Annotated in this window: 15 protein-coding genes; 7 read left to right on the forward strand and 8 right to left on the reverse strand. The window is 61.7% G+C overall.

What is annotated here, in order from left to right; genetic code table 11:
• Positions 1–12: 12 nt before the first annotated feature.
• The 5 genes from benB to CAF74_RS20055 all read right to left on the reverse strand — a co-directional run bounded on the left by benB (position 13) and on the right by CAF74_RS20055 (position 5,789).
• Complete coding sequence (gene benB, locus CAF74_RS20035) at positions 13–501, reverse strand: benzoate 1,2-dioxygenase small subunit (RefSeq protein WP_011333747.1); 489 nt, start codon at positions 499–501, stop codon at positions 13–15.
• Positions 501–1,856, reverse strand: a complete 1,356-nt coding sequence (gene benA, locus CAF74_RS20040; protein WP_085747498.1) for a benzoate 1,2-dioxygenase large subunit — start codon at positions 1,854–1,856, stop codon at positions 501–503. Before benA ends, benB begins: the two co-directional genes overlap by 1 nt.
• Before the next feature lie 141 nt (positions 1,857–1,997).
• Positions 1,998–2,954 carry an AraC family transcriptional regulator gene (locus CAF74_RS20045; RefSeq protein WP_085747499.1) on the reverse strand — a complete coding sequence of 319 codons (957 nt, stop codon included), beginning with the start codon at positions 2,952–2,954 and terminating at the stop codon, positions 1,998–2,000.
• A gap of 141 nt (positions 2,955–3,095) precedes the next feature.
• Positions 3,096–3,563: a hypothetical protein gene (locus CAF74_RS20050; protein ID WP_085747500.1), complete on the reverse strand. Its 468-nt coding sequence runs from the start codon at positions 3,561–3,563 to the stop codon at positions 3,096–3,098.
• A gap of 99 nt (positions 3,564–3,662) precedes the next feature.
• A complete protein-coding gene (locus tag CAF74_RS20055; protein WP_085747501.1) occupies positions 3,663–5,789 on the reverse strand; it encodes a TonB-dependent receptor domain-containing protein in 2,127 nt (708 codons plus the stop codon).
• A gap of 144 nt (positions 5,790–5,933) precedes the next feature.
• On the opposite strand from CAF74_RS20055, the gene CAF74_RS20060 reads away from it, so the two are divergent.
• Positions 5,934–6,362, forward strand: a complete 429-nt coding sequence (locus CAF74_RS20060) for a hypothetical protein (protein WP_085747502.1) — start codon at positions 5,934–5,936, stop codon at positions 6,360–6,362.
• Between the two features lie 56 nt (positions 6,363–6,418).
• Here the strand turns inward: CAF74_RS20060 and CAF74_RS20065 are convergent, their stop codons facing one another.
• Positions 6,419–6,700, reverse strand: a complete 282-nt coding sequence (locus tag CAF74_RS20065) for a hypothetical protein (RefSeq protein ID WP_085747503.1) — start codon at positions 6,698–6,700, stop codon at positions 6,419–6,421.
• 61 nt (positions 6,701–6,761) lie between these two features.
• The gene (locus tag CAF74_RS20070) at positions 6,762–7,532 is read right to left on the reverse strand and encodes an AraC family transcriptional regulator (RefSeq protein WP_085747504.1); all 771 of its coding nucleotides are present in this window, start codon (positions 7,530–7,532) and stop codon (positions 6,762–6,764) included.
• 239 nt (positions 7,533–7,771) lie between these two features.
• On the opposite strand from CAF74_RS20070, the gene CAF74_RS20075 reads away from it, so the two are divergent.
• The 5 genes from CAF74_RS20075 to CAF74_RS20095 all read left to right on the forward strand — a co-directional run bounded on the left by CAF74_RS20075 (position 7,772) and on the right by CAF74_RS20095 (position 14,280).
• Positions 7,772–9,403: an APC family permease gene (locus tag CAF74_RS20075; RefSeq protein WP_085747505.1), complete on the forward strand. Its 1,632-nt coding sequence runs from the start codon at positions 7,772–7,774 to the stop codon at positions 9,401–9,403.
• A gap of 22 nt (positions 9,404–9,425) precedes the next feature.
• Positions 9,426–10,352 carry a 4-hydroxyproline epimerase gene (locus tag CAF74_RS20080; RefSeq protein ID WP_085747580.1) on the forward strand — a complete coding sequence of 309 codons (927 nt, stop codon included), beginning with the start codon at positions 9,426–9,428 and terminating at the stop codon, positions 10,350–10,352.
• A gap of 55 nt (positions 10,353–10,407) precedes the next feature.
• Positions 10,408–11,355 (forward strand): dihydrodipicolinate synthase family protein, encoded by a 948-nt coding sequence (locus CAF74_RS20085; protein ID WP_007958123.1) that lies wholly within the window; start codon positions 10,408–10,410, stop codon positions 11,353–11,355.
• 80 nt (positions 11,356–11,435) lie between these two features.
• The gene (locus CAF74_RS20090) at positions 11,436–13,028 is read left to right on the forward strand and encodes an aldehyde dehydrogenase (NADP(+)) (RefSeq protein ID WP_085747506.1); all 1,593 of its coding nucleotides are present in this window, start codon (positions 11,436–11,438) and stop codon (positions 13,026–13,028) included.
• Complete coding sequence (locus CAF74_RS20095; protein ID WP_085747507.1) at positions 13,018–14,280, forward strand: FAD-binding oxidoreductase; 1,263 nt, start codon at positions 13,018–13,020, stop codon at positions 14,278–14,280. The genes CAF74_RS20090 and CAF74_RS20095 overlap by 11 nt, the downstream gene beginning before the upstream one ends.
• An 8-nt stretch (positions 14,281–14,288) precedes the next feature.
• Here the strand turns inward: CAF74_RS20095 and CAF74_RS20100 are convergent, their stop codons facing one another.
• Positions 14,289–15,464: a XylR family transcriptional regulator gene (locus tag CAF74_RS20100; RefSeq protein ID WP_085747508.1), complete on the reverse strand. Its 1,176-nt coding sequence runs from the start codon at positions 15,462–15,464 to the stop codon at positions 14,289–14,291.
• Positions 15,465–15,652: 188 nt separating this feature from the next.
• On the opposite strand from CAF74_RS20100, the gene xylA reads away from it, so the two are divergent.
• Positions 15,653–16,969, forward strand: a complete 1,317-nt coding sequence (gene xylA, locus CAF74_RS20105; RefSeq protein WP_085747509.1) for a xylose isomerase — start codon at positions 15,653–15,655, stop codon at positions 16,967–16,969.
• Positions 16,970–16,977 lie beyond the last annotated feature (8 nt).

The following is a 16,977-nucleotide window of genomic DNA, read 5'->3' on the forward strand; positions in this document are numbered from 1 at the left end:
CCGCCGTCTCGATCAGATGTGGTAGATGTCGATGACCTGACGGACGTAATCGTTCTTCAGCACGACTTTCTTGGCCTTGATCAACGGCTGTTCGCCGCGCAGGTCGAGGGTGTAGAAGCTGGTGCCGAAGTAACTGTCGGTGACCTGATAGCGAAAGCTCAGGGTGTGCCAGTTGAAGCGCACCTGACATTGGCCTTCGCCCTGCTCGACGATCTCGATGTTGCTGAGATTGTGCGAGGTGCGGGTGTCGGGAATGGTTGCGCTGGAGCGCTCGGTCTTGATCCGGAACACCCGGTCTTCAAGGCCGCCACGGTTGCCATACCAGATCAGCGAGATTTCGCTTTGCGGGTCTTCGGTCAGAGTGTCGTGATCGTCCCAGGCCGGCATCCAGAAACTGGCGTCGGCGGCGTAGAGCTCCAGCCACTGATCCCACTGGCCGTCGTCCAGATAGCGCGCTTCGCGGTAGAGGAAATCGCGCACGGTGTCGTAGAGGTTGCTCATCACACAGCCTCCACGGGAATCAGATCCGGTTCGGTCGAAGCAGCCTTGAGCATGGTTTCCTGCCAGTACTTGTGTTGCAGCACGAACAGGCCTTCGTCCTCGGTGCGCATGCCGGACAACAAAGGTTTGAGGTCGATTTCCTCGGCCGCCGCGTCCGCGCCTTCGACCCAATGGGTCGCGCCACGGGACATGTCGTTCCAGCCGCGCCCGGCGCCGTAACCGGTCTGGCACGAGCGGAACTCTTCGAGGTCATCCGGGGTGGCCATGCCGCTGACATTGAAGAAATCTTCGTACTGGCGGATACGCTTGGCCCGGGCCTCCGCGCTTTCGCCTTTGGGCGCGATGCAATAGATGGTGATCTCGGTCTTGTCGACAGAGATCGGCCGGGCGATGCGGATCTGCGAGCTGAACTGATCCATCAGGTACACGTTGGGGTACAGGCACAAGTTGCGCGAGTTCTCGATCATCCAGTCGGCGCGGGCCTGGCCGAAGTCCCGCGCCAGCTCGTCGCGGCGCTCGTACGCAGGACGATCCTCGGGGTTGGCCCAGCGAGTCCAGAGCAGCAAGTGGCCGTGGTCGAACGAGTAGAAACCGCCGCCCTTCTTCGCCCAGCTGCCGGCGCTCATGGTCTTGATTTCTTCGCCGGCGTCGCGCTGCTGACGCTGGTTCTGGGTGGCGGCGTAGTTCCAGTGCACGGAGCTGACGTGATAGCCGTCGGCGCCATTTTCGGCGGTGAGTTTCCAGTTGCCTTCATAGATGTAGGAGCTCGAACCGCGCAGCACTTCCAGGCCTTCGGGTGACTGATCGACGATCATGTCGATGATCTTGGCCGACTCGCCCAAGTGCTCGGCGAGGGTTTTCACATCGGCGTTCAGGCTGCCGAACAGAAAGCCGCGATAGGACTCGAAACGCGCGACTTTGGTCAGGTCATGGGAGCCTTCGCAGTTGAAGCCTTCGGGGTAGCCGGCTTCGCTTGGGTCTTTGACCTTGAGCAGTTTGCCGCTGTTGTTGAACGTCCAGCCGTGGAACGGGCAGGTATAGCTGGAACGGTTGCCGGACTTGTGCCGGCACAACATGGCGCCGCGATGGCTGCACGCGTTGAGAAAGGCATTGAGTTCACCGGCCTTGTTGCGGGCGATGAACACGGGCTGGCGCCCCATGGTGAGGGTCAGAAAGTCGTTGGCGTTGGGGATCTGGCTTTCGTGGGCGAGGTAGATCCAGTTGCCTTCGAAGATGTGCGCCATCTCCAGTTCGAACAGCCGCGGATCGGTGAACATCTCCCGCTTGCAGCGGTAGGCACCCTTTTCGGGGTCCTCTTCAAGCATGGCATTGAGGTAGTCGATTCCCAGGGACATGGCCGGGGCCTCCATTGTTATTGTTCAGGCCAGGTCAGATTAGGGAGGCAACGCGGACGGCAATATCCGAATCCTGCAGAGCGCTATCCGTTTTGTGCAGGACGGCGCGGCAGGTGCTTCAGATTGTTTCGGGGCGGGAATTCAGTGGCGGCGTTTGAAGGTCACGGACGGCAATTCGCCGAACTGCTGGCGATAGCTTTCGGAGAAGCGCCCGAGGTGCAGGAAGCCGTAGTCCAGCGCCAGTTCGGTGAGGTTGCGCACCGGGCAGCTCGGGTCGTTGAGACAGGCATGAATGCGTTCCAGCTTGCGCTGGCGGATGTATTGCATCGGGGTCACGCCGAGCTGGCGTTCGAACAGCGCGTACAGGGAACGCGGGCTCATGTTCGCCTGGGCCGCGAGGTGTTCGGCGGGCAGATCCAGTTTCAGGTTGCGCTCTATATAGTCGAGGATCCGCTCGAAACTGACGCTCGGCGAACTCAGGCATTCACGGCTGACGTTGGTGTTCATCAGCGAGATCAGTTTGCTGCCGACGATCTGCGCGTAATGCTCCTGCACCCGCAGCAACGGATCGCTGGCTTCGGCTTCCTGGCAGATCATGCCCAGCAGGTTGGTAAACCCTTCCAGCTCGTCGAGCCGGTAATGATTGCGCAGAAACCGGATGCCCCCGGCAGGATGCAGCCAGCGCTGATCGTCGCACACTGACTCCAGCACGCTGACCGGCACCTTGAGGATGAATTTCTCGCAATCGTCGGAATAGGTCAGGTCGACCGGATCGTCCGGGTTGATCAACAGCAATTCGCCCGGCACCAGATGATGCTCGCGCTTGTGCCCGCGCCACAGGCAGTTGCCTTGCAGCAGGACTTGCAGGTGATACACGGTTTCCAGCGCCAGCGACGTGACGCGAACGCTGCCGCCATAGCTGATGCGGCACAGATCGAGGTCGGCGAGTTTGCGGTGGTTGAGGCTGGCTTGCGGGTGGGTGGTTTTGGACAGGCCGATGAAATGCTGACCGACGTGCTGGTTCACATAGTCGGAGACGGCGTACGGGTCAGCGTGGCGAAACACGCTGCTGCGGTCGCTCAGCAGGCGGCTGTCCATGGGCAAGGCACTCGATCTTGTCGTTATGATGATGGTCACGGTTTACGCCATCACCGGTCACAGTACGCCGGCTTGCCGGATCGGGCAATTGGACGAAGGTTCGGGTGTCCGGTGATCGAACGGTTTCATCGAGCAGCAGGTTCAGTGCAATGTGTGCCAGTAAAAATGAATGAATTCGTCTTCATACTCGGCGAAAAGCGAGACGATGAAGTCCGTTTTCATCGAGTACATCAATAACGCACCGACGAAACCGGAAGGTTCGTGCAGTGGTTGCTTGAGCGGTACGATCAGTTCGACCGCCCGTTCTGCCACCAATTGGTTGAAAACCTCTTCGGAAATCGGTTCAAACTGCGCGCCGCCAACGTATTCCGGGAAGCAGTGATCCCCACCTGGTTCACGTTCGTGCCACTCGGCATTCAGCCACACATTCAAGCCGTTCGTATGATGCGATTTGCTCACACGGGTAATTCGAATGTACTCCTGACCGCACGGAACGAGGAAGGCGCTCGATGGATACGTCAGGTAATAAAGACCGGGACAATCGTTGTGGCAGGGCCAAAAAAGCAGCTGTTGTCGCGTGAGTTGGTCAAAGTCGTTTCTGTCGAACATGAGAACCTTTGGCTGATAAAGGGATGAGCATACATTTGCAGCGCCAGAGTGCTTTTCAGGTAGCAGGACAATGCGCCCCTGCAAGGTGCACCCAACCCCTCAGAGCAAACTCCACGACACCCCGACATACATCGCCATGCCCTCACCCGGTGTGGAGCGTGCCGCGTCCAAGCCTTTATCGTCATAGCCCGGCGTAACGGTAGCGGCGTAGTGCTTGTCGGTCAGGTTGCGCATGTCCAGCCAGGTCTGCCAGTCGCCCTTGGGGGCGTTGTAACCGAGGGTCGCGCCGAAGGTGGCGTAAGGATCGGCGTAATAGCTGTTGGCGTAGTCCACTGCGGTTTTCGAGACCAGTTGCGTGTTGACGGCCGCGAAGAAACCTTGTGGAAAGTCGTAGCGCAACTCGCCCTGGTAGTAATGCATCGGCAGGCCCGGCAAGCGGTTGTCGCCGAAGCGGTCGTCGTCGCGGTAGTGGAAGTCGCTGAAGGTGTAGGCCTGACGCAGGCTCAACTTGCCGCCATCGCTCGCTGACCACAGGTTGCTGTTCAGGCTGGCTTCGACACCTTGGTGTACGGTCGGACTGGCGTTGAGTTCGTAAGGCGTGGTGGCGTTGGCGTCCGGCAACACCGAAAGCAATTCGTGGCGCACCTGAGCGTAGTACCACGCCAGGCTCCATTCGCCGAGCGCGCTGTCGCCGCGGCCGCCGAGTTCCAGGGTGGTCGCGGTCTGGTTTTGCAGCTTGACCGGATCGCGCTGGGTGCCGGTGGCGGCGCCGCTGCCAGCGGGGAAGCGTACGTTGGAGCTGTAGATCAGCGACCACGGATGCGGCGCTTCGACCGAGCGGCTGAGGTTGCCGAACAGTTGCAGATCCGGCGTCACCTGATAGCGCAGACCCAGACGTGGCGCGTAATCCCAGTCGCCAAGGCTGGTCTTGCCGCCACCTTCCGGGTAGGTGACCGCGCTTTCGCGTCGGGTGTAGATCGCGGCGAGGCCGGTGGTCAGCCACAGGTCATCGGCGATTTCCAGATCGTTGCCCACGTGCAGGACAGAATCCGAACCCTGATAAGTGAAGTTGCGCATGTGAGTGCCCGGCGCATAACCGGCGGTATTGCCGGTGGGGATTCGCACCCGTTCGCTGGCACCGTCGTTGGGCAGGTGTTTGGTCACTCGCAGGCCCACGGTGCTGTTGCTCTCCATCCCCCAGAGCGTGTCGCGGCGCTTGTAGTCGAACGTGCCGCTGACATCGGTGTACGCCACCTTCAGGCGATTGGGGCCTTCGCGCAGGTCCATCGGGTAATCGTGATAAACCAGACCGGTCTGGATGCTCGAATCGTCATCGATGTAGTACGTGGTCTTGTTGCCGATGAAGGTGCTGCCGGGCTGATCGCGGCTGTCGTTGCGCGTCACGTAGGCCGGGTTGGCCGCGCGCGGATCGTGCTCGATGGAATGTTTGGTCACCCGGCCGGCGAGGTCGTTGTCGGTCTCGCGGTGACGGATGTAGAAGCGGGTTTCCAGATTCGGATTGAAGCGATAACCGAAGTTGGCGATCACGCCCTGGCTCTTGCTGGCGGTGTGATCCTGATAACCGTCGGAATGCGCGTCGGTCATCGACAGGTAGTAATCGAAATCGCCCAGCACCTGACCGGAGCTGACTTGTCGCTGGGCATAACCATGGCTGCCCATGACATAGCGCACATTCAGCAGTGGCGCGTTATACCCCGTGTGGCTGACGTAATCGACGGCGCCGCCGAGGGCCAGCGCACCGCGATCAAAACCGTTGGCACCGCGCAGCACCTCCACATGGTCGAGCCACAGCGGCTCCAGCAATTCGTAAGGCGTGCCGCCGGGGCCGGTCAGCGGCAGGCCGTCGAGCATCGTGTACAGCCCTGATGCGTGGGCGCCGGGAGCGCGGTTGATGCCCGAGCCACGGATCGAGATTTTCGTCCCTTCGTTACCCGCCGACTGGGCATAGACGCCGGGCTGATACGCCAGCACATCCTGATTGCTGGCGACCCGGCCCTGCAAAGGCTGGCGCATATCCACCACGTTGCTGCCACCCGGCACCTCGGCCAGACGAGCCTTCGCCTCTTCCACCGACACATCTTCACCGCTCTGATCCTCGGCCCCGATCAGCACTTGCCCCAGTTCCAGCCCCTGGGATTGCGCCTTGAGCGGACAGACAAGGGCCAGTCCCAGCAAGGCAGCGGGCAGGGTTTTGAGCGAAGGCATCGGGTGAACTCCAGACAGGCGGGAACGGACAGTGACAACTGCGACGTATGAAAGAACGAAGGAAACACATGGCGATTTTGTTTTTTGTCAGGTAAACAGGCGGCTGAAATTCGGGACATTGATTTGAACAAGGGAGATGCAGGGATGGCCGAAGAAGTTCTGAAGTCGAAGATGGTCAACTTTCTGGTGACCGATGCTGAACTGAACTACGAAGATGTGGGCGAGTTCTACGAGGTCGTGGGGAACGGCAATGTCGGCGTACTCGCCGGGGTGCTCGAGGGATTCAGAAATCACTATGGCGGATTGTGGGTGGGCGGCAGAGTCACCGTCACCGAAAACGCCGTTTTCTTGAATGCCAATGCCATGAACCGCATGGTTCAGGACGGGACACTGGATGTCGAGATACCAATGCCGGCGATCCGCAAGGTCACCGTCGAAGGCGGTTTCGTGACGAAGATCGTCCGGCTCGATACCGATGCGTACAGTGTCAAATTCCGTTGCTATGGTGCCAAGGACATTGCCTCACTGATAGCCAAACAGGCCCTTTCGCAATCATTGAGACGTTCGCGGTAGTTTTGTCGCAAGACAACAGCGCCACCGGTCGTTGGGGTGGCGCCTGGATCACCCCGTCAATTCTTGCACTTGGCCAGCACCACCTGGCAGGTGTCCGGCGTTCCTCCGGAGCGCCCGGCGTAACGCATGCAGTTGGCCATGGATTTTTGCCGGGCCATGTTCAGGCTGGAGCCCCAGGCCAGACCGCCCTCGCCAACCGTCGGCAAGGCCTTGGCGTAACAGCTGTCACCAACGCCTGATGGCGGGTAATGCGTTCTGTTTGAGCATCCCGAAGCCAGCATCACGCTGAAGGCGATCAAGAGCCACGACGAGCAGTGAAGCGCGACTGGTCTGCTCATCCCGTTTCACTCCTCGAAAGACAACCGTGATCCATGGAGTCTAGTCGCTACCGCCGGACATTCACTGGGTGGTCGCCTGCCGGTACTGACGCGGGGTGAAACCGGTCGACGCCTTGAACTGGCGAGTGAAAGCGCTGTGATCGGTGTAGCCGCATTGCAGCGCCACCTCGGTGATCGGCAGCTCGGTGTGCAACAGGCGATGGGCATGTTCCAGCCGCACTTTCTGGATCATCTGCCTCGGCGTCAGGTGGAAGACCCGTTTGCAGTAGCGCTCCAGTTGCGCCACCGAGATACCGGCGATCCGGGTCAATTCGCCCAAGGTGACACGCCGATTGAAATGCGCGCGGATGTGTTCGTCGACCGCCGCCAGGCGCTGGAACGCTGGATGTTTTTCGCTGGCCGATTGCAGGTCCACCGAAATCCCCGCGAGGCCGATGATCTCGCCGTCGCGGTTGTACAGCGGACGCTTGTGCGTCAGGCACCAGCCCGGTTCACGACTGCCGTACAGGTGCAGTTCCAGCTGATCCTCCAGCACGAAACCCTCTTCCAGCACCCGCCGATCCTGCTCGGTATAACCGGGCCCGAGTTGCGCCGGAAATACCTGCGCACTGGTTTTCCCGAGCAACGGTTTCAAGTCTTTCAGGCCGCAGCGCTGCACCAGCGTGCGATTGGCCAGAACGTACCGCGCCTGCACGTCCTTGATGAAGATCGCCGCGTTCGGAATCGCATCCAGCATCGGCAACAGCGGTGCCACGCCGCCCAGCAGTGCGTCGAGGGTATGCGGCCGATGGCGCTCATCGCCCTGACAGAGGATCGCAAACGCGTTCTGCATGTGAAGGTCTTCCCCGGTGAGTGGATCGGCCTGAAAACGTGCCCGCCCGGAGGCGTTCGCGTGCAGATTGCAGCAACGTTTGCGGCGTGTCGAGCGCCGCTGTCTTTCTTCGCAACTGTGCCGATTTCGTCATCCGCAGCTGCGCAAAACATCAATCGCCCGACGCCCGATGAGTTCACTGTTTAGCCGTTCCAGTGACTCACACCTGCCTATCCAATAACTCACAAGAAGGCGATGCCATGTCAGGCCAAGGCAAGTTCAAAAAACAACTTTCATTGATCGACCTCACCTTTATCGGGCTGGGGGCGATCTTCGGTTCCGGCTGGTTGTTCGCGGCCAGTCACGTGTCGGCGATTGCCGGGCCGGCGGGGATTTTTTCCTGGTTGCTGGGCGGGTTCGCCGTGTTGCTGCTGGGCATCGTCTACTGCGAACTGGGCGCGGCATTGCCCCGCGCTGGCGGTGTGGTGCGTTACCCGGTTTACAGCCACGGGCCGCTGCTCGGTTACCTGATGGGTTTCATCACGCTGATCGCGTTTTCCAGTCTGGTGGCGATCGAGGTGGTTGCCTCTCGCCAATACGCAGCGGCGTGGTTTCCGAGCCTGACCAAGGCCGGCAGCGGTGATCCGACCCTGCTCGGCTGGCTGGTGCAGTTCGGCCTGTTGTGCGTGTTCTTCCTGCTCAACTACCGCAGCGTGAAGACCTTCGCCAAGGCCAACAACCTGGTCAGCGTGTTCAAGTTCATCGTGCCGCTGCTGGTGATCGGCGTTCTGTTCACTTTCTTCAAACCGGAAAACTTCCAGGTTCAAGGCTTCGCGCCTTTCGGACTTTCGGGCATCGAGATGGCCGTCTCCGCCGGCGGCGTGATCTTCGCCTACCTCGGCCTGACCCCGATCATTTCGGTGGCCAGCGAAGTGAAAAATCCCCAGCGCACCATTCCGATTGCGCTGATCCTGTCGGTGCTGCTCTCCACCGCGATCTACGTGTTGCTGCAAACCGCCTTTCTCGGCGGCATCCCGACCGAATTGCTCGCCAATGGCTGGGCCGGAGTTTCCAAGGAATTCGCCCTGCCGTACCGCGACATCGCCCTGGCGCTGGGCGTGGGCTGGCTGGCGTATCTGGTGGTCGCCGACGCGGTGATCTCCCCCAGCGGCTGCGGCAACATCTACATGAACGCCACGCCTCGGGTGATCTACGGCTGGGCGCAGACCGGCACGTTCTTCAAGGTCTTCACCCACATCGACGCGAAGTCCGGCATCCCGCGTCCGGCGCTGTGGCTGACCTTCGCCCTGTCGGTGTTCTGGACCCTGCCGTTCCCATCGTGGGAAGCGCTGATCAACGTGGTGTCCGCCGCGCTGGTTTTGAGTTACGCAGTGGCTCCGGTGACCGTCGCCGCGCTGCGCCGCAATGCGCCTGACATGCCGCGCCCGTTCCGGGTCAAGTGCATGGGCGTGCTGGGGCCGGTGTCGTTCATCATCGCTGCGCTGATCGTTTACTGGTCGGGCTGGAACACCGTGTCCTGGCTGCTCGGCCTGCAAATCCTGATGTTCGTCGTCTACCTGCTCTGCGGCCGCTTCGTTCCGACCGCCCACCTCAGCCTGTCTCGCCAAGTGCGCTCGTCGGCGTGGCTGATCGCCTTCTACGCGGTGACCATCGTCCTGTCGAAACTCGGCACCTTCGGCGGTCTGGGCATCCTCACCCATCCGTTCGACACCCTGGTCGTCGCCGCCTGTGCGATGGGCATTTATTACTGGGGCGCGGCCACCGGCGTGCCGTCGCATCTGCTGCGTCTGGAATCGGAAGAGGATGAAAGCGAAGTCGCTTCGCCGTCCCCTGCCTCCGCTGCCAACCCGCGCGCTGCCGGCGCTTACTGAAATCACTCAACGGGACCTGTCCATGAAACGAGTACACGTCATTGATTCCCATACCGGCGGCGAACCCACGCGTCTGGTGATGAAAGGTTTTCCCGACCTGCCCGGCCACACCATGGCCGAGAAACGCGACGCCCTGCGCAACCAGCACGACCAATGGCGCCGCGCCTGCCTGCTGGAACCGCGTGGCAACGATGTGCTGGTGGGCGCGCTGTATTGCGATCCGGTGTCGCCGGACGCCACCTGCGGCGTGATCTTCTTCAACAATGCCGGTTACCTCGGCATGTGCGGCCACGGCACCATCGGCCTCGTTGCATCGCTGCAACACTTGGGGCTGATCGCGCCGGGCGTGCACAAGATCGACACCCCGGTCGGCCCGGTCAGCGCAACGCTGCATGAAGACGGCGCCGTGACGCTCGGCAATGTGCCGGCTTATCGATTCCGTAAACAGGTGGCGGTGGAAGTGCCGGGGTACGGCCGCTTCCTTGGTGACGTGGCCTACGGCGGCAACTGGTTTTTCCTGGTCTCCGAACACGGCCAGACCCTGACGATGGACAACGTCGAAACTCTCACCGACCTCACCTGGAAAATGCTCAGGGCCCTCGAAGACCAAGGCATCCATGGCGAGGACGGCGCAATCATCGACCACATCGAACTGTTCGCCGATGACGCCGAGGCCGACAGCCGCAACTTCGTGATGTGCCCCGGCAAAGCCTACGACCGCTCCCCTTGCGGCACCGGCACCAGCGCCAAACTCGCTTGCCTGGCCGCCGACGAAAAACTCGCGCCCGGCGAGCGCTGGGTGCAGGCGAGCATCACCGGCAGCCAGTTCGAAGGCCGCTTCGAATGGGAAGGCGATCGCGTTCGCCCCTACATCACCGGCCGCGCCCACATGACCGCCGACAGCACGTTGCTGATCGACGAAACCGATCCGTTCGCGTGGGGCATTTGAGCCGCCGCGCTGCATTTTCAACCCCCTCTGAATGACCGTTCCAAGGAGAACAATAATGAGCGACAACATCTTCACTGGCTGCATGCCCGCCCTGATGACCCCGTGCACCGCCGCGCGCAAACCGGACTTCGATGCGCTGGTGGCCAAGGGTCGCGAGCTGATCGACATCGGAATGAGTGCGGTCGTCTACTGCGGTTCCATGGGCGACTGGCCGCTGCTCACCGAAGCCGAGCGTCAGGAAGGCGTGGCGCGGCTGGTGGCCGCCGGGATTCCGACCATCGTCGGCACCGGCGCGGTCAACACCCGTGAGGCGGTGTCCCACGCGGCCCATGCGGCGAAAGTCGGCGCGCAGGGTTTGATGGTGATTCCTCGAGTGTTGTCCCGTGGCGCTTCGGCGGCGGCGCAAAAAGCCCACTTCGCGGCGATTCTGCAAGCCGCGCCAAACCTGCCGGCGGTGATCTACAACAGTCCTTACTACGGCTTCGCCACCCGCGCCGACCTGTTCTTCGAACTGCGCCGTGAATACCCGAACCTGATCGGCTTCAAGGAATTCGGCGGTGGCGCCGATCTGCGCTACGCCGCGGAAAACATCACCTCCAAGGACGATGCCGTGACCCTGATGGTGGGTGTCGACACCCAAGTGGTGCACGGCTTCGTCAACTGCAACGCCACCGGCGCCATCACCGGCATCGGCAACGCCCTGCCCCGCGAAGTGCTGCAACTGGTGGCCTTGAGCAAGCAGGCTGCCAAGGGTGACGCCAAGGCGCGGCGTCAGGCCCGTGAGCTGGAATCGGCGCTGGCGGTGCTGTCGTCCTTCGACGAAGGCACGGATCTGGTGCTGTATTACAAACACCTGATGGTGCTCAACGGCGACAAGGAATACACCCTGCATTTCAACGAAACCGATGCCTTGAGCGACTCGCAACGCCGTTACGCGGAAGCCCAGTACACGCTGTTCCGTCATTGGTACGAAAACTGGTCGGCGGAACAGAACTTCGCCTGACCTGCCACTGCGCTCAAGCCCGCCGCCCCCCACGGTGGCGGGCTCTATTCGTGACCTGTTTTATTGATAAGGAATGCGCCATGACTCTGACGGGCCAACTGCTGATCGGTCAGCACACCCTCACCGGCGACCGCGACGTCATCCACGGAATCAATCCCGCCACCAACACGCCTTTGCAACCGGCCTACGCCGGCGGTTCTGCCGAGCATGTGGAGCAGGCCTGCGCACTGGCCTGGGCGGCGCTCGACCGTTATCGCGAGACATCGCTTGAGGCACGGGCCGAATTCATTGAAACCATCGCTTGCGAAATCGAAGCGCTGGGCGACGAACTGATCGACCGCGCCCTGGCCGAAACCGGCCTGCCGCGCCCGCGCCTGCTGGGCGAGCGGGGCCGCACCTGCCAGCAACTGCGTTTGTTTGCCCGCACCATGCGGGCCGGTGAATGGCTGGATGTGCGAGTCGACAGCGCGCAACCACAGCGCCAGCCGCTGCCGCGTTCGGATCTGCGTCAGCGGCAGATTCCACTGGGCCCGGTGGCGGTGTTTGGTGCAAGCAACTTTCCACTGGCGTTCTCGGTGGCGGGCGGCGATACCGCTTCGGCCCTGGCCGCTGGCTGCCCGGTGATCGTCAAGGCCCACGGCGCCCATCCCGGCACCAGCGAACTGGTTGGTCGCGCCGTAGCGCGGGCGGTCAAGGCCTGTGGTTTGCCGGAAGGTGTGTTCTCGTTGTTGTACGGCTCCGGCCGTGAAGTAGGCATTGCGCTAGTCAGTGATCCACGGATCAAGGCAGTCGGCTTCACCGGTTCGCGCAGTGGCGGGCTCGCGCTGATCAAAGCGGCACAAGCCCGGCCCGAGCCGATTCCGGTATACGCTGAAATGAGTTCGATCAATCCGGTTTTGTTGTTCCCAGCAGCGTTGCAGAATCGCGCCGAGGCGTTGGCCCAAGGGTTTGTGGCTTCGCTGACGCTGGGCGCCGGTCAGTTCTGCACCAATCCCGGCTTGGTGATCGTCCGCAAGGGGCCGGCGTTGGACGCCTTCATTGCCGCCACCAGCGAACTGATCCAGCGCAGCCCCGCGCAGACCATGCTGACGCCGGGGATTTTCAATGCCTATGAGTCCAGCGTGAATGCTCTCGCGGAAAATACCCGGGCGCGCATTGCCGCCGTCGGCCAGCGCGCGACGGAACCGAATCAGGGCCAGGCTCATGTGTTCGTCACCAACGCCGCCGATTTCCTTGCTGATCATTCGTTGCAGGCCGAAGCCTTCGGCGCCGCGTCCTTGATCGTGCAATGCGCCAGCGACGCTGAAATCCGTCAGGTGCTCGAACAGCTGGAAGGCCAGCTGACCGCCACGCTGCACCTGGATGACGAAGATCTGCAACAGGCCCGCGCATTGCTGCCAACCCTGGAGCGCAAGGCCGGACGCCTGCTGGTCAACGGCTGGCCGACCGGCGTTGAAGTCTGCGATGCGATGGTGCACGGCGGGCCGTTCCCGGCAACTTCCGATTCGCGCACCACGTCGGTGGGCACCGCGGCGATCCTGCGTTTCCTGCGCCCGGTCTGCTATCAGGATTTCCCCGACAGCCTGCTACCGACCGCACTCAAACACGCCAATCCACTGTCGCTGCGTCGCTTGCTCGATGGCCAAAGGGAAACCGCGAAAAATGCCGAATAAACCGCACGACATCGCCGTGGTCGGCGCCGGCATCATCGGCGTCGCGAGCGCCCTGCGCCTGGCCCGTCAGGGTTTGCGGGTGGTGGTGATCGATCCGCAGGAACCGGGCCACGGCGCCTCGTTCGGCAACGCCGGGCACCTGGCGACCGAGCAAGTATTTCCGATTGCCGACAGCTCGATCCTCAAACGCCTGCCCGCCATGCTCATGGACCCGATGGGGCCGCTGCGCCTGGACTGGAAATACCTGCCCCGCGCCCTGCCCTGGTTTGCGCGACTGTTGCTGAACCTGCGCTCGGCACCGTTCCAGCGCACCGTTGCCGGATTGCGGGCGCTGAATGAAAGCTCGCTGGATGCCTGGCACCGCTTGCTGAATGACATCCAGCGCCCCGAGCTGTTGAAGATGGAAGGTTCGCTGCTGGTGTTCGAACGCCCCGAATCGCGCCCGGCCCTCGAAGCATTACAGCGACGCATGCAACAGCAGCAGGTGCCGGTCGATTGGTGGCAGGCCAGTGCGGTACGCGAGACCGCGCCGCAACTGAGCGAACAGATTCAGGGCGGACTGTTTTTCCCGAGAACCGGGCACTTCATCGATCCCTACCGCGTCGTGCGTGAGTTGGTGGACGCGGCGAAAGCCAGCGGCGTGCAGTTTGTGAAACAGGCGGTTCAGGGCGGGCAACTGCATGAGCATGGCGTCAATCTGATGACCGGAACCAGCACCCTGTCAGCTCGCCAGGTGCTGATCGCCTGCGGCGCCCACTCGGCAAAACTCACCGCCGCACTGACCGGCAAAAACGTCCCGCTGGACACCGAGCGCGGCTATCACCTGATGCTGCCTCACGAACACAACCGACTGCCCTTCCCCGTCACCTCGCTGGAACGTAAATTCATCATGACCCCGATGTCCGAAGGGCTGCGCCTGGCCGGCACCGTCGAATTCGCCGGCCTCGACGCCCCTCCGACCATGGCCCGCGCCTGGCAGTTGCATCGATTGAGCCAAGGGTTGTTTCGTGAGGACTTGAGTGTCGAGGCAGCCACACCGTGGATGGGTTTTCGACCGTCGCTGCCGGATTCGTTGCCGGTGATCGATCGGGTGTGTGACGGGAGGGTGTTGCTTGCGTTCGGACATCAGCATTTGGGGCTGACGCAGGCGGCGGTGACGGCGGAGATGGTTGGGGGGATGGTTTCGTCGTCGGCGCAGAACACAGCTCATGTTCTTCCTTCGAGCGAGCCCTATCGGCTGGATCGCTTTTGAGTGGCCGTCTATCTGGCGCCCTGCTGATATTCCCGGGGCGTACACCCGAACTCTCGACGGAACACCGTGTGCAGGTACTGTGCGGATTTGAAACCGCAGGTGCGGGCAACATCCGCAATCGGCGTGTCGGTTTTTTCCAGTCCGCGAGTGGCCGCCGCCAGTTTGAAACGCAGAATCTCGTCATGCACGCTGCAACCACGCACCGCGCGAAAGTGCGACTCCAGCGAGGAACGCGACACGCCGACATAAGCCGCCACTTGCGCGGTCTTGATGCCCTGGCAGGCATATTGGCGGATGAACAGCAGCGCCTGCATCACGTAGGGGTTGCCCAAAGGTTGATGCAGGCTCGACACCTGCACGTTGATCGCTTCAGGCGGGATCAGGAAATGCGCACCCGTTGACGGTTTGCCGTGGAGCATCTGGTGCAGCAGTTGCGCGGCGGTGCGGCCCATGGTTTCAGTGCCCTGGATCACCGAACTTAGCGGGACCCGGGTCAGGCTGCGGGTCAGCGGGTCGTTGTCGATGCCGATCAACGCCACCTGCTCCGGAACGGCGATTCCGGCGGTCAGGCAAGCTTGCAGCAACTGCCGGGCGCGGGCATCACTGACTGCAATGATGCCAATCGGCTTTGGCAGGCTTTGCAGCCAGGCGATCAGTTGTTCGACGGCGCTGTCCCACAGCGGCGCGCTGGTCCCCATGCCGCGATAGACCTCGGCGTGCAAGCCGTCCCGCTGCATCAATTTTAGAAAAGCCTTTTCGCGCTCCTGGGCCCATCGGTTCGTCTGCGCTTCGGGCAGGCTGAAGCAGGCGAACCGTTGCAGCCCGGCCTCGATCAAGTGCTCGTAAGCCATGGTGATCAGCGCGTTATTGTCGGTCGCGACGTACGGGATGCCTTCGGGATAGGCGCGCTCATCCTGGTAAGAACCACCCACCGCCACCACGGGCAACTTGATGTCGGCCAGCGCCTCGCCAATCAGCGGGTCGTCAAAGTCGGCAATGATTCCGTCACCTTGCCAGCGCTCGATGCCCTTCAAGCGGCAGAGAAAATCCTCCTCCAGAAACAGATCCCAAGACGCGCGCGTGCTGCTCAGGTAGTTGCCGATGCCGCTGATGATGCCGCGGTCATAGATCTTGCTCCCGTTGAACAACAGGGCGATGCGGTGAACAGGCGGTACGGTTTTCATTGTTTTCAGGCTTGTTCCGGGCCCCTTGCCGTAGAGGCGGTCTGCACAGACTAGGCGCGCAGAGGGCGAATCTCAATACGCAAAATCGCACTCCGTGTTGGTGATTTTCGTAATCGGCAGGCACAGGGCCGTTGCTAGTATCGGGACACGCCCAAGAACAACAACCAAGAACAACAAGGACATTGCCAATGCCGTACTTCCCCGATGTCGACCGGATTCGCTACGAAGGTCCTGCCAGCGATTCTCCCCTTGCCTTCCGTCACTACGACGCCGACAAGATCATCCTCGGCAAGCCGATGCGCGAACACCTGCGCATGGCCGCCTGTTATTGGCACACCTTTGTCTGGCCGGGCTCCGACGTGTTCGGCGCAGGGACGTTCAAGCGCCCATGGCAACACGCCGGCGACCCGATGGAACTGGCCATTGGCAAGGCGCAGGCCGCGTTCGAGTTTTTCTCCAAGCTGGGTATCGACTACTACTGCTTTCACGACACGGATGTCGCCCCCGAAGGCCACTCGCTGAAGGAGTACCGCAACCACTTCGCCCAAATGGTCGATCACCTGGAACGCCATCAGGAAGAAAGCGGGATCAAGCTGCTGTGGGGCACCGCCAACTGTTTCAGCAATCCGCGCTTTGCCGCCGGTGCCGCCAGCAACCCGGATCCTGAAGTGTTCGCCTGCGCCGCGGCCCAGGTCTTCAGCGCCATGAACGCGACTCAACGCCTCAAAGGCTCCAACTATGTGTTGTGGGGCGGTCGCGAGGGCTACGAAACCCTGCTCAACACCGACTTGAAACGCGAGCGCGAACAACTGGATCGCTTCATGCGCATGGTGGTCGAGCACAAGTACAAGATCGGTTTCAAAGGTGACCTGCTGATCGAGCCCAAGCCGCAGGAGCCAACCAAACACCAATACGATTACGACAGCGCCACGGTGTTCGGTTTTCTCCAGCAGTTCGGTCTGGAAAAGGAAATCAAGGTCAACATCGAGGCCAACCACGCGACCCTGGCCGGTCATAGTTTTCATCACGAAGTGGCGACGGCCGTCTCACTGGGGATTTTCGGCAGCATCGATGCCAACCGGGGCGATCCGCAGAACGGCTGGGACACCGATCAATTCCCCAACAGCGTCGAGGAAATGACCCTCGTCACTTATGAAATCCTCAAGGCCGGCGGGTTCGGCAATGGCGGGTTCAACTTCGACTCCAAGGTACGCCGCCAGAGCCTCGACGAGGTCGATCTGTTTCACGGCCACGTCGGCGCCATGGACGTCCTCGCCCTGTCGCTCGAGCGGGCCGCCGCCATGGTCCAGAACGATCAGCTTCAGCGGCTCAAGGACCAACGCTATGCCGGCTGGCAGCAGCCATTCGGTCAGTCGGTGCTGGCAGGCGACTTCAATCTCCAGTCACTGGCCGAGCACGCCTTCGCCCACGAACTGAACCCGCAGGCCGTCAGCGGCCGGCAGGAAATGCTCGAAAACGTCGTCAACCGTTTCATCTATCGCTGATCGCCAAT

This window comes from Pseudomonas sp. R45(2017), from assembly GCF_002112305.1.
Lineage (GTDB): Bacteria > Pseudomonadota > Gammaproteobacteria > Pseudomonadales > Pseudomonadaceae > Aquipseudomonas > Aquipseudomonas paraglycinae.